This window comes from Emticicia sp. GW821-FHT11C11 (genome assembly GCF_058808615.1).
On sequence record NZ_JBXARV010000001.1, the window covers coordinates 1,079,399 to 1,091,343 of the forward strand.

General features: G+C 41.6%; 14 protein-coding genes. 6 read left to right on the forward strand and 8 right to left on the reverse strand.

Going from position 1 to position 11,945, the window contains the following annotated elements; genetic code table 11:
• Positions 1 to 185: 185 nt before the first annotated feature.
• Entirely contained in the window at positions 186 to 1,445 is a 1,260-nt protein-coding gene (locus tag AC1RRY_RS04510) for an asparagine synthetase B (protein ID WP_492817808.1), read from the reverse strand.
• A 263-nt stretch (positions 1,446 to 1,708) separates the two neighbouring features.
• Between AC1RRY_RS04510 and AC1RRY_RS04515 the strand changes: the two genes are divergently transcribed.
• From AC1RRY_RS04515 to AC1RRY_RS04530, 4 genes are all read left to right on the forward strand, one after another.
• Entirely contained in the window at positions 1,709 to 2,218 is a 510-nt protein-coding gene (locus AC1RRY_RS04515) for a nuclear transport factor 2 family protein (protein WP_492817807.1), read from the forward strand.
• A gap of 7 nt (positions 2,219 to 2,225) precedes the next feature.
• On the forward strand, positions 2,226 to 3,191 hold the full coding sequence (locus tag AC1RRY_RS04520) for an alpha/beta hydrolase (protein ID WP_492817806.1): 966 nt from the start codon (positions 2,226 to 2,228) through the stop codon (positions 3,189 to 3,191).
• A gap of 97 nt (positions 3,192 to 3,288) precedes the next feature.
• Positions 3,289 to 4,554, forward strand: a complete 1,266-nt coding sequence (locus AC1RRY_RS04525; protein ID WP_492817805.1) for a metallophosphoesterase — start codon at positions 3,289 to 3,291, stop codon at positions 4,552 to 4,554.
• A gap of 54 nt (positions 4,555 to 4,608) precedes the next feature.
• Entirely contained in the window at positions 4,609 to 5,421 is an 813-nt protein-coding gene (locus AC1RRY_RS04530) for an AraC family transcriptional regulator (protein WP_492817804.1), read from the forward strand.
• Positions 5,422 to 5,464: 43 nt separating this feature from the next.
• Here the strand turns inward: AC1RRY_RS04530 and AC1RRY_RS04535 are convergent, their stop codons facing one another.
• The 7 genes from AC1RRY_RS04535 to AC1RRY_RS04565 form a co-directional block, all read right to left on the reverse strand.
• Positions 5,465 to 6,316, reverse strand: coding sequence for a ThuA domain-containing protein (locus AC1RRY_RS04535; protein WP_492817803.1), 852 nt, complete (start codon positions 6,314 to 6,316; stop codon positions 5,465 to 5,467).
• Between the two features lie 39 nt (positions 6,317 to 6,355).
• The gene (locus AC1RRY_RS04540; RefSeq protein ID WP_492817802.1) at positions 6,356 to 6,580 is read right to left on the reverse strand and encodes a DUF4287 domain-containing protein; all 225 of its coding nucleotides are present in this window, start codon (positions 6,578 to 6,580) and stop codon (positions 6,356 to 6,358) included.
• A 108-nt stretch (positions 6,581 to 6,688) separates the two neighbouring features.
• Entirely contained in the window at positions 6,689 to 7,144 is a 456-nt protein-coding gene (locus tag AC1RRY_RS04545; RefSeq protein WP_492817801.1) for a DinB family protein, read from the reverse strand.
• A 156-nt stretch (positions 7,145 to 7,300) separates the two neighbouring features.
• Positions 7,301 to 7,699: a DoxX family protein gene (locus AC1RRY_RS04550; RefSeq protein ID WP_492817800.1), complete on the reverse strand. Its 399-nt coding sequence runs from the start codon at positions 7,697 to 7,699 to the stop codon at positions 7,301 to 7,303.
• A gap of 52 nt (positions 7,700 to 7,751) precedes the next feature.
• The gene (locus AC1RRY_RS04555) at positions 7,752 to 8,693 is read right to left on the reverse strand and encodes an NADP-dependent oxidoreductase (protein WP_492817799.1); all 942 of its coding nucleotides are present in this window, start codon (positions 8,691 to 8,693) and stop codon (positions 7,752 to 7,754) included.
• A 109-nt stretch (positions 8,694 to 8,802) separates the two neighbouring features.
• Positions 8,803 to 9,390, reverse strand: coding sequence for a phosphatase PAP2 family protein (locus AC1RRY_RS04560; protein ID WP_492817798.1), 588 nt, complete (start codon positions 9,388 to 9,390; stop codon positions 8,803 to 8,805).
• A 10-nt stretch (positions 9,391 to 9,400) separates the two neighbouring features.
• Entirely contained in the window at positions 9,401 to 9,952 is a 552-nt protein-coding gene (locus tag AC1RRY_RS04565; RefSeq protein WP_492817797.1) for an acyl-CoA thioesterase, read from the reverse strand.
• A gap of 352 nt (positions 9,953 to 10,304) precedes the next feature.
• On the opposite strand from AC1RRY_RS04565, the gene pfkA reads away from it, so the two are divergent.
• On the forward strand, positions 10,305 to 11,279 hold the full coding sequence (gene pfkA / locus AC1RRY_RS04570; RefSeq protein WP_492817796.1) for a 6-phosphofructokinase: 975 nt from the start codon (positions 10,305 to 10,307) through the stop codon (positions 11,277 to 11,279).
• 18 nt (positions 11,280 to 11,297) lie between these two features.
• Positions 11,298 to 11,942 carry a uracil phosphoribosyltransferase gene (gene upp, locus AC1RRY_RS04575; protein WP_492817795.1) on the forward strand — a complete coding sequence of 215 codons (645 nt, stop codon included), beginning with the start codon at positions 11,298 to 11,300 and terminating at the stop codon, positions 11,940 to 11,942.
• The last annotated feature ends 3 nt before the right edge of the window (positions 11,943 to 11,945 follow it).

Sequence of the window (11,945 nt, forward strand, 5' to 3'; positions counted from 1 at the left end):
GTAATCTGCCAGTTTGTTATTTTATCTTATAATCAGGCCGCTAAGATACGCATGTATTGTGTCTTTATTGATTATTTAAACAAAAAAAGTGCTGCCAATCAGACAGCACGGGGTATATCAGGGCAAGTATTCGCTATTGGTTTTTGGTGTCAGACCAATAGGATTTGTCTATAAATATAGCGCAATCAGGTCTTTCTTTTCTTCTTCTTAGCCGAAGGGAAAAGCACGTTGTTCAGAATGAGCCTGTAGCCTGGCGAATGCGGAAAAAGATTGAGGTCGGTTGGTGTGCGATGGAATCCTCTTCTTCCTTCGGGGTCATGCCCGCCATAGAATACCCATTGCCCCAGACCTAGTTCACCATAAATGTAGCGGTCTGATTCCCGGCCTTCACCCATAACCAATACATTGGGTTTGACAGTCTTTTTGTTGAACGAAGAAGTCTGCCCCATGAATTCTCTTATCAGATGCTCGTGGTTCTGGCAGAGCATGGCCGGTATGACATCCCATTTGGCAGAAAATTCGAATAAGTTAAAGTAAGAAGTGATTTCTTCATCAAACCTGCCTGACCATACGTTGATGTCCGAAAAAGACATAGAACCATAATACCCTTCGCCATCATTAAGCGACAGATTGAAATTATGAAAAGCAAGTGTTTTATCGAAGTCCAGCTTCGACTGTGCATCCGAATCAACATTGTCTCCGTCAAAGCGGCTGCTTACAATGTCAGTTCCTTCTGCTGCCAACGCAACATCCAGTGTTTCTGCACCTGAACACATAGCAAACAAGTAGCCGCCGCCCATACAAAATGCCTTTATCATCTTGGCCACATCCAGTTTCAGACTGGAAATCTTGCTATAGTTTAAACGACGGGCAATATCTTCCTGCGCTTTCATATCGGCAGCCGACATCCTGCGCATATTTTTTCCGAATTGTCCGGTAAAATCTTCATGGTGCAGGTGTAGCCAGTCATACTTGGCTAAATCTCCTCTGATAATCTCTTCATCGTAAATAACTTCATAAGGAATCTCGGCATATTTTAATACCAGCAAAACGGCATCAGTATCTTCAAAAGTAGAAAGACTTACTTTAATGGGTGAATACACGGCAATTTTTGCAGCCTTATACAGCCTTACAATTTCCATGTTTACGTCAGGGTCAGAAATTTCTTTAATGATTGATTGTACGTTGGCAGACGAAATAACTTCAAAAGATACACCTCTCACCAGGCATTCCTTTTGAAGAGCGGGGGTGTAGTCGAACAAAAAGCTGCCTCCTCTGTAATTAATGAGCCAGTCAAGTTCTGTATTCGATTGCAGTGTCTGATAGGCAATACCGTAGGCTTTCAGGTGATTAGACTGTGTATCATCCATCGGTATCAGAATTGAGTTGGCAAAACTCTGCCATCCACTCAATAATAAGCATAGAATCAGTAATTTCTTTGCCATGGCCTCCTCTATTTTTAACCAAATATACTAATCAATTTCCGGGTTTTTAGTTTTCTGCTTTATTTTTTATTGGTTGATAACCAGTGCATTATGCGATTGAATGTGCTTTGTTTTTCATGGGTCTGTTTGATAAAAGAAATAGAGAATTACTCACCAGAAGTCATGGTCTTTTAAACAAAGTAAATTAGGCCTTCTAAACAAAGTCACTCCTTCAGATACCCGCTAATTTTGTTCCATCAAATTAATCATAAAAAAAAGAACAAATGAAAACGCAAGAAAACATCCAGATGCCGGAAGGCGCAAAAGCATCAATAGTTGGTGCATTAAATGGCAGCAGCCATAATGAATTAAAGTCAGCATCTACTTTATTAAAAGAGTATCTGACAAGCGTGGGGGAAGGCGATTCTCACAAAACTGCCTCATTCTTTGCAGCAGACGGTTTTATTGATGCGCCTTATGTGGTGGCGTTGGGGATGCCATCTAAAATAGAAGGTCCGGGAGCTATTCAGGCTACTATGGAGAATCTATTTCAAAACGCTCCGGATTTTCACTTTACCAGTATGAAAGTTGTTTTGGAAACGCCTACGACTGTAGTGGCTGAATATGAAAGTGAAGCCTCGCTTATCAATGGCAGAGCCTACAAACAATTATACTTAGGAGTTGTAACGGCAGCAGACGGTAAGATAACCAGCCACACAGAATACCTGAATACCATTCCGTTTGTAGAAGCTTTCTTCCCGAATGGTTTAAAAGATTTAATCACTTCTAAATAATACAGCCATGAGAGTCACTAAAGAAATGCACCATAAAGAGCTTCAACCGGCTTATTCAATCATGAAAGTATCATCAAGATTACTCATGAATAAAACAGGCGTAAGATTATTGAATTATAACAGCGCCCGCAGTAAAGGCAAAAATATCGAGGGGTTGGATTGCGAAGAAAGGTACATCACAGGTAAAACCTCCGGAAGCAGCATCAGAATAAGGATATTTAAACCGCAGCATTATACAGGCACTCTACCGGGTATGCTCTATATACATGGCGGAGGGATGGTATTAGGAACCCCCGAAGATTATCTGATGGTCATTAAACGATTTATTGATACCAAACCATGTATAATAGTAGCGCCTGATTACAGCAAGGCATTTGATGCGCCTTTCCCGGCTGCCTTCAATGATTGCTACGATACTTTGTTGTGGATGAATGAAAACACGGCAGATCTTAATGTATATCCGGACAAATTAATAGTGGCAGGCCATAGCGCAGGCGGTGGCCTTGCCGCAGCGGTTACTTTGAAAGCGAGAGATACAAAAGAAGTAAAAATTGCTTTTCAGATGCCAATCTATCCTATGCTGGACGACCGTCAGGATACGGAATCAGCCAGAGATAATAACTCGGCCGGCTGGAATGCCCGATCGAGTAAGATGGGATGGACAGCCTATTTAGCTAACCTGCTGAAAGCAGGCGCCGAGATTCCGGCCTATGCCGCTGCAGCCCGGGCTCAGAATTATGCCGCACTGCCCCCAACCATTACGTTCGTAGGTGACCTGGAGCCTTTCAGAGATGAAACGATTCAGTACGTTGAAAATCTGAAGCAGGAGGACATACCGGTTGCATTCAAACTCTATGAGGGGTGTTATCATGCATTTGATATCATGGCTCCCGATTTGGAAATCAGCAAAGATGCCTGGGCATTTTTACTGGATGCCTACAGCGACTACGTAGACAGGTACATTTACGCCTGATTAGAGGAACAAGTTTCAGTACTTTGATAAGCATTGACAGGGAGCTACTCTCCTTGCCAATGCTCAGATTCAAATTTCACAAATAAAGACTTTAACAATGACAGCAAGCAAATTCATCGTTATACCTATACTCACCTGTATATTTCTACTGATTGACTGGTACGTGTGGCAGGCAGTAAAAGTGGTGTTCAGCCATAGCAGCGTGCTGATACAAACAGGTGTAAAATGGGTTTTCTGGGGTATTACCCTTATTACGCTGAGTGGGTTATGGGCCTACAATTTTCTTAGCCCCGATTTTCTGGGTGTCAGGATCAGGACATTTATTCTCTATAGTTTATTTGCAGGATATACAGCCAAGCTGTTTTCGGTTTTCTTTATTCTGATAGACGATATTTCAAGATTGTTTCAATGGTCTGCAGAAAAAATAACAGGCACTGCCGAAACTGATACCGGAATAGTCAGCACACCCATCACCCGGTCAGATTTTTTAATGAAAACAGCTTTAGTTGCAGCAACCATTCCGGCTGTGGCTTTAACCTGGGGTATTGTATCAGGAGCACATGACTACCGGCTTCGCAGGGTCAGGTTAAAGTTAAAGAATCTGCCGCGGGCATTTGAAGGAATAACCATCGCACAAATTTCTGACATACATTCCGGCTCATTTTTCAATAAAACAGCCGTGAAAGGCGGAGTAGAAATGCTTCTGAAAGAAAAACCAGAAATGGTGTTCTTCACCGGTGATCTGGTGAACGACCGCGCCAATGAAGTAAGGGATTATATTCATATTTTCGATCAGATAAAGGCACCGCTGGGTGTATTCAGTACGTTGGGTAATCATGATTACGGAGATTATCTGAAGTTCCCTGACCAGCAGGCAAGAATACGAAACATGAATGATTTGAAACAGGCCCATCAAGTAATGGGATATGATTTACTGCTTGATGATAACAGGATGATAGAGCTGAATGGAGAGAAAATAGCTATTATTGGTGTAGAAAATATTTCAGGGCAGGTATCGAGGTATCAAAACTATGGTAACTTATCTAAAGCGATAAAGGGAACCGAAGAAGCACCTGTAAAACTGCTGCTTAGCCATGACCCCACTCACTGGGACATGGAAGTTAACAGCCGATACAAAAATATTGATGTGATGTTCAGTGGACATACACACGGCCTCCAGTTCGGGATAAACATAGGTGACAAAACGTATTCGCCGGCACAGTGGCAGTATAAGCAATGGGCCGGATTGTATGAAAGTGGTGAACAACAATTGTATGTGAATCGTGGATTTGGTTATCTGGGTTACCCGGGTAGGGTAGGAATGCCTCCTGAGATTACTATTTTTGAATTGGTACGTGGTTAAAAGAGGTGTATTTAAAACTATTTAGTAAATTTTGAACTTGAAGCGTCTATAGATATGGAACATACATCAAAATACCTGACAGACGACATTAAGTTGTCTTGTTATGAAGATAAACTTTTCAAATCAGATATCGTATTTGATAATCACATGCTCATCTGGTTTATTTCAGGAGAAACAAAGATTGTACAGGCAGAGGCGACACATCATTTTAAAACGGGTGACATCTTTTTGATTCCCAGAAACCAGCCTGCAACTATCATCAATTACCCGAAAGACGGGCTTCCTCATAAAACGGTGGTGATGCATCTGTCGAAAGAAACACTCAGGGATTTCTATGCCAATATTGTAGTGAAGGCCAGAATTACACCTGTGCCCAAAATCCGCAGTTTCAGCAATCATCCGTTGCTTGAAAGCTGTTTGGCATCGCTGATACCCTATTTTGAAATGAAGGAACCATTTCCGGAGAATCTGGCAAAACTGAAAATTACTGAAGCCATCAGCGTCCTTCGGGCAATTGATCCGGACATAGACAGTATTCTGGCCAATTTTGATGATCCCTACAAAGTAGATTTGATATCGTTCATGGAAAAAAATTATATGTTCAACATGACCATGGAAAGATTCGGGTATCTGACAGGCCGCAGCCTTACAACTTTTAAACGCGATTTTAAAAGAACCTATAACACAACACCTCAGAAATGGCTCACACAGAAACGCCTGGATCTGGCACATTACCAATTGACTGAAAAAAACAAAAAGCCAATTGATGTTTGCTATGAAGTAGGGTTCGAAAACCTGTCGCATTTTTCTTTTGCTTTTAAAAAGCAATTCGGTTACGCGCCATCCAATCTTATACTAAGCCACTAGGAAATCGCTCTTCTGTGATTCATGGTGGGCTGATGATTGATGTTTATTTTTTCGCCCGTTTCACTTTCTTGCCATTGCCCAGCCAAAGCAGGGCATTGAGCAGAAATTGATTCTGTGTAGGATTATTAAACGTAAACGATAGTTCCTTGTTGGTTTTGCCCTCATAATCAATATCGTTGTGGCCCATGTTGGCATAAATCATTTTGTAGTTCTTGTTCGTCCACACAACCGGATAATACCCGCTATGCCATATTTCATGTGGTTTTGGGCCTGTTCCTAAAGGGAAACTGGTAGAATCAATAGACAGCAGAATTTCGATGTTCGGGTTGGTTGTCAGATCATTTTTCCAGCGATACCATTCGTTGGGTGATGATTTGAATGTTTCGGGCAGGTTTTTCAGTGCCGGATGCTTCTTTGCTTCTACTCTTAAAACTGCTGACGTAGGTCTCCATGTATTGCTTTTATATTCGCCGGAGCCCAAAAATTCGTTGTGATACCAGTCCCAATCCTGATTGAAAGCCGATTTGTTTAGCGCGAAGGCCGAAAAATGAAAGCCCATCCAGCCACCGCCATTTTCCATGTATTGCCTGAACGCCTCTCTTTGTGCTGGGTCTTCCGGCCGTGTATCCAGAAAAAGCACTACCTGATACTGCTTTAAGAATTCAGTATTCAGGTTATTCCAGTTACTGGTAGAATCGTATATGAAATTGTTTTCTTTTGCCATTTTCGGAAACCATTTGTTCGCTTCACCCACGTAGCTGATGTGCGCCCGGTCGTTTTTAGCAGTATAAAAAGCAATCACTTTAAATTTTGGTTTTTTAGTTTGGGCTTCTGCGTGCGTAAAAAAGGCTAAAAGCACAAACAGGAGTGTAGATACACGTTTAATGTACATCATGAGAGTATAGGTTGAGTATTTTGTAAGCTATCCGCAGTTTTACTTTTTGTCTTTTAGTTTATCGGCATGTTTGGGGCTGAGTGTAGCATAAATAGCCATGGCATGCCCGTGCCCCAGGTCAAAATCTTCTTTGAGCCAGGCTACTATTTCACCCGCTTTCACATCAGGTCTCAATAAGCCTTTTGCTTCAGCCAGGTGTTTGAAATCCTCCGGTGTTTTACCGGTTTTCTTATGAATGTTGTCTATATATGCTTGGAAAGACATGTCAGGGATGGTTTAATCATCGAATAGAAATCTTTGCTCAATACTATAATAAATTGAAGCAAAATACAAGTATTGTTTCCCGAACATGCAAGCAGTATTACGCAGGATTCAATTCAAATCTGATTTGTGTGTGAGTAACGCCATCTTTTTAATCTGGTCGAGGTGATATTTGCTATGGTCAAAACATATCTGTATGAGTTCATATCTGGGTATGTCACAATCTATAACACCTGGAATATACACGCGAATAGCTTCTCTGATTTGGGTTTCATCAAGCGACAAAACGTAATCAGAGAGTTTTCCTGATATTTCAAGGCATCCATCCGCTATTTGCTTTGCATCAGTTGTGCCGGTAAAAATATCAGTAGTGCCCTGCAAACAAGCCAACCATGCTGACTCAGCCTGCCAGATATGCAAAAGCATTTCTTTGAAGGCGGAACTGTCTGCATATGCGGTTTTTATCCAACCGAGTATCTTCTTGTTGGCTTGAAGATTAGAAATAGCATATTCCCGTAGTGATATATGCCTGTTTTTATTGGTGAGAATAGTTGCTTCCTGTAGCATGGTTAAGATGGTTGATGCTACAAAGTAAATGCGGCACACTGACAACCCTATGTCAGTGGATTGTAAGAATTTTCTGAAATTCTGAAGAAATCTTGTGAACAGACCCGATATTTCTCCTAATAGAATGTCAGACCGACGGCAGCAAAGTTTGTCCGATTATTTCTTCAATAAATTATCAACTGCATAGCTGTTGTAATTCATGAACGATAAAAGAACTGCAAAAAAGAAAGTGTGTATTAACTGAGAAGGTATAGCACCCCAATCTTCTACCATGCTTGAGCCAAAAATTAGCATTACCATGGTAATACCTCCCACCAGTAAAGCCTGTCTGGTAAATAAGCCTATCAGAATAAGCACGCCAATCACCAACTCAACTATAGGCAAGGCATAACTGAAGGGTATCACCAATGACACGGGCATCATGGAGTTTTCAAACTTGCCCACCATCCATTCACTGAATTTAGGAAGCTTAAAAACACGCACAAAGCCGTGGCCAAACATACTCATGCCTACTGCGAGGCGAAGTAAAAGAAAGGTAGATGACTGGGTTATCATAACAAAAGATCGGGGTATTAATGTTTTTGAATCAGTAATTGAATCACAAATCTTAAGGTTTAACAACTATTTTGCCGCGTGTTGAACCACTTTCTATTTGTTGATGGGCTTTGCCGATTTGGTTAAGCGGATAGATAGACGAAACATGCGCTTTCAGAATCCCTTTTTCAAGAAGTCCGGCTATTTGGTTCATGTCGTCACCATTTGACTGAACCAGAAAGAAGAACCCGGTAATGCCCAGTGCTTTGGCTTTTTCCACTATCCCTTCCGATGTATTTGATGGGAGCGTAATCACGGTTCCTCCTTTTTTTACAACTTTAAAAGACCGCTCAATGTTATCACCTCCAACGGTATCAAGCACTATATCAATATTATCAACTACTTCTTCAAAGGGTCGGGCTTTATAATCATAATGTTCATCCGCCCCTAATTTCAATACAAAGTCTTTATTAACCGCAGAGGCTGTGCCGATTACATACGCACCCAGATGCTTGGCTATCTGAACGGCAAAATGTCCCACACCACCCGCAGCGGCATGTATCAATACCCTGTCATTGGGTTTAACTCTGACGTGATTATACAACGCCTGCCAGGCGGTCAGAGCTGCCAGAGAAGCAGCGGCTGCGGTTTCGTGTGTAACATTGGCAGGTTTAAGTGCCAGATGCGCTTCAGGAGCCGCCACATATTGCGCATAGGCTTTACCATGCCCGGGGAAATTAACCATTCCGAACACCTCGTCGCCTTCTTTAAATGCTTTTACTTCATCTCCTGTTTTTATTATTACTCCAGAAATATCCCAGCCAAGAATAACCGGATTCTCTGTTTTTAGCCTGCCTGCCATGGCTTTGCCGGAACGTGTCTTGGCGTCTACCGGGTTGATGCTTATGGCTTTTATTTCAACCAGAACCTCATACGGATTAATGACAGGTAGCGGAAGTTCTTCTGACGAAAAGTTCTCTACACTACCAAATTCTTTCAATACAATTGCTTTCATACGGCTTATCGTTTCAATGGCTTAACTTTAGATGGGTAAAAGGGATTTTTGAGGAACTTATATGGTAAAGGAAACGCAAATTTTTCTAATAGAGTTTTATTCTATAAAACTATCTTTTCTTTTGTAGCCATCGGTTAATACGGTGCGTTGCCCAGGCAGAACCAGCTCCGATTATCGCCCCTGCCAGTACATCGCTCGGATAATGAACGCCCAGATGTAAGCGGGAATAAGCTACTGTTCCTGCCCATGCATAGGCTGGTACAATTACATACCATTTAGGGGCGGTAAGACTTAATGAAGTAGCTGCCGCAAAAGCTGCGGTTGTATGCCCTGATGGGAAAGACGGGTCGGTTTCAATAACATAAGGGTGAATGAAAGGATATTTCTCTGAGGGGCGTGGCCTGTCAATTACTTTTTTTAATACAAACGTTGTACCCATCGATACGGCTAATGCTGCTCCTGAAGCAATGCCCTGTCTTTGCAGGTTTTTGTCTTTAGTTATAAGCCCTACGCCAAAAATACCAATTGGGATTGCTGCGCTGATAGGGTAGGTTGACTTACTGAAATTCTCAAAAGCTGCATCCAGTCTTTCATTTCTGGTCGATTGAATACCTTTCAGAATATTGATGTCAATATTCTGTGCAGAGAGATTAAAAAAAAACAGAACCGTGAAAAGCAAGCTGAGTGATAATCGCATGTAAATGAGTTTATAAGTTGACAATTATTCGTTCTTCATTTAATAAATGTAAGTTGTCGTCCAGGTGAAGCGCTGATATTTTATTATCAAATTCGTCGGTATACACTTCTTTTAATTGTTTGCGTTTAATCGCTTCCAGGCAGCGTCTCAGGTCTTCCTTGCTTTCAATGATGAGTTCCGGCACCGGTGTCGGTTTACCGGCATCGTCTTTGGCAACCATTGTAAAATAAGAGGTGTTGGTATGTTTCTGTTCGCCGGTTTTTACGTTTTCAGACACCACCCTTATACCCACTACCATTGAGCTGCGCCCCACATAATTAACCGATGCATGTAAAGACAGAAGTTCACCCACTTCAATAGGTTGCAGAAAATTGACTCCGTCTACAGATACGGTCACCACATAAGCACCGGCATGTTTAGAAGCACATGCATAGGCCACTTTGTCCATAAGAGACAACAGAATACCCCCGTGGATTTTGCCACCGAAATTAGCATATGACGGAATCATGAGTTCGGTAATGGTGGTACGGGAATAAGAAACCGGTTTGGGTTTGGCGTTCATGTGTTAAGCTGATAGAGCCGTAAATATAAGGATTTTAGCTTTATGCAATCATAAACCTGATGAAAGGAACACAGCAGGAGGTATCTGTAAATTTAATTATTAAGTAAAATTGCTTTTTCAAAGACCTTATTGTGATTTTGAAGCTGATATTATTCAAAAGTTTCTAAAAATATTTATAAGTTAGAATAATGTTCTGATAAAATTACATTTGACAGAATATTCATTAAATACTAATAACAATTAAAATTTGGGAGAAATAAATAAAACTGATTACTTTTGCGCTGTAACAATACAACCCTATTAAACTATTAGTTATTTTAATTCTAAGCTAAAATAAAGTACCTATTTTAAGATGAAACGAATTGCAGTTTTTACCTCTGGTGGAGATGCTCCGGGCATGAATGCTTGTATTAGAGCGGTGGTACGTGGGGCTATCTATCATGGATTAGAGGTATATGGTATCAGAAGAGGATATAGCGGGATGATGGCAGGAGATATATTTCCGATGACCTCACAATCGGTAAGTAATATTGTGCAGAGAGGCGGAACCATTCTGAAATCGGCACGCAGTAAAGAATTCATGACTCCTGAAGGTAGAAAAAAAGCCTATGAAAATTTGATGAATGCAGGTATAGAAGGGCTTGTCGCGATCGGAGGAAACGGAACATTTACAGGGGCTGAAGTTTTTTATAATGAGTATGAAATACCTACCGTGGGTTGTCCGGGTACAATTGATAATGACCTTTACGGCACTGATTATACCATAGGATTTGACACCGCAGTAAATACAGCGCTGGAGGCCATCGACAAAATACGTGATACAGCCGATTCGCACGACCGCGTTTTCTTTATTGAAGTAATGGGTCGTGATTCGGGCTATATTGCCATTCAGTCAGGTATTGGCGGAGGCGCTGAAATCGTAATGGTTCCTGAAACACATACACCGCTTAAAAAGGTGGTTAGTACCTTGAAAGACGGATGGACGCGTTCGAAATCTTCATCGATTGTAGTAGTGGCTGAAGGTGACGAAGAAGGCCACGCGACAGATATTGCAGAAAAAATAAAATCACAGGTTGCAGATAAGCTGGATATCCGGGTTACTACATTGGGGCACATTCAAAGAGGAGGTACTCCAACCGCGTATGACCGTATTCTGGCCAGCCGCCTGGGACTGGGAGCCGTAGAGGGACTGATTAAAGGTAATAAAAATGTAATGGCCGGTATTATTAACAATGAGATGGTCTATACGCCATTTATTGATACTATTAAAAAACCTAAGCCGATCCACGATGATTTGCTGAGAATGGTACATATCTTAAGTTTATAATCGTTCAAACTGAAAAGCATGTTTGTACTGACCGAGAACTATTCTATTGCCAACCATTTTCTGGCAGAACTCCGAAATCAGGAAACTCAAAAAGATGCCCTGCGGTTCCGTAAAAATATGGAGCGTTTAGGAGAGGTTTTTGCTTATGAAATCTCCAAAACACTCACTTATCAGAATTGTGATGTTACCACTCAATTAGGCGCCAAAATAACACAGCAGGTTTCGCAGCAGGTGGTTCTGGTTACAATTCTCCGGGCAGGTTTACCGCTTCATCAGGGTCTGCTCAATTTCTTCGATAAAGCCGAGAACGCCTTCATAGGTGCCTATAGAGGTAAGCACGATGAAAAAGAATCTTTTGAAATAGAGATGGACTATATTACGAGTCCGGATATTCAGGATAAAGTGCTTATTATCAGTGACCCCATGCTTGCCACGGGTAAATCTATCGAAAAAGCCTATCATGCCATGCTTCGTTACGGTATTCCGGCGCGTACGCATATTGTATCAGCCATTGCCAGCCGCAGAGGAGTGCGTTTCATTAATGCCCGCCTGCCTCAGTGCCGTTTATGGATCGGCGATATAGACGAAGACATGAATAGTAAATCATACATTGTACCCGGTTTGGGTGATGCCGGAGATCTGGCATATGGCGGGAAAGTATAAACA

What these genes read in the sequence shown, in the direction of transcription:
- AC1RRY_RS04510 (WP_492817808.1), bottom strand. Translation starts at nt 1,445, where the DNA reads ATGGCAAAGAAATTACTGATTCTATGCTTATTATTGAGTGGATGGCAG.
- AC1RRY_RS04515 (WP_492817807.1), top strand. Translation starts at nt 1,709, where the DNA reads ATGAAAACGCAAGAAAACATCCAGATGCCGGAAGGCGCAAAAGCATCA.
- AC1RRY_RS04520 (WP_492817806.1), top strand. Translation starts at nt 2,226, where the DNA reads ATGAGAGTCACTAAAGAAATGCACCATAAAGAGCTTCAACCGGCTTAT.
- AC1RRY_RS04525 (WP_492817805.1), top strand. Translation starts at nt 3,289, where the DNA reads ATGACAGCAAGCAAATTCATCGTTATACCTATACTCACCTGTATATTT.
- AC1RRY_RS04530 (WP_492817804.1), top strand. Translation starts at nt 4,609, where the DNA reads ATGGAACATACATCAAAATACCTGACAGACGACATTAAGTTGTCTTGT.
- AC1RRY_RS04535 (WP_492817803.1), bottom strand. Translation starts at nt 6,316, where the DNA reads ATGATGTACATTAAACGTGTATCTACACTCCTGTTTGTGCTTTTAGCC.
- AC1RRY_RS04540 (WP_492817802.1), bottom strand. Translation starts at nt 6,580, where the DNA reads ATGTCTTTCCAAGCATATATAGACAACATTCATAAGAAAACCGGTAAA.
- AC1RRY_RS04545 (WP_492817801.1), bottom strand. Translation starts at nt 7,144, where the DNA reads ATGCTACAGGAAGCAACTATTCTCACCAATAAAAACAGGCATATATCA.
- AC1RRY_RS04550 (WP_492817800.1), bottom strand. Translation starts at nt 7,699, where the DNA reads ATGATAACCCAGTCATCTACCTTTCTTTTACTTCGCCTCGCAGTAGGC.
- AC1RRY_RS04555 (WP_492817799.1), bottom strand. Translation starts at nt 8,693, where the DNA reads ATGAAAGCAATTGTATTGAAAGAATTTGGTAGTGTAGAGAACTTTTCG.
- AC1RRY_RS04560 (WP_492817798.1), bottom strand. Translation starts at nt 9,390, where the DNA reads ATGCGATTATCACTCAGCTTGCTTTTCACGGTTCTGTTTTTTTTTAAT.
- AC1RRY_RS04565 (WP_492817797.1), bottom strand. Translation starts at nt 9,952, where the DNA reads ATGAACGCCAAACCCAAACCGGTTTCTTATTCCCGTACCACCATTACC.
- pfkA (WP_492817796.1), top strand. Translation starts at nt 10,305, where the DNA reads ATGAAACGAATTGCAGTTTTTACCTCTGGTGGAGATGCTCCGGGCATG.
- upp (WP_492817795.1), top strand. Translation starts at nt 11,298, where the DNA reads ATGTTTGTACTGACCGAGAACTATTCTATTGCCAACCATTTTCTGGCA.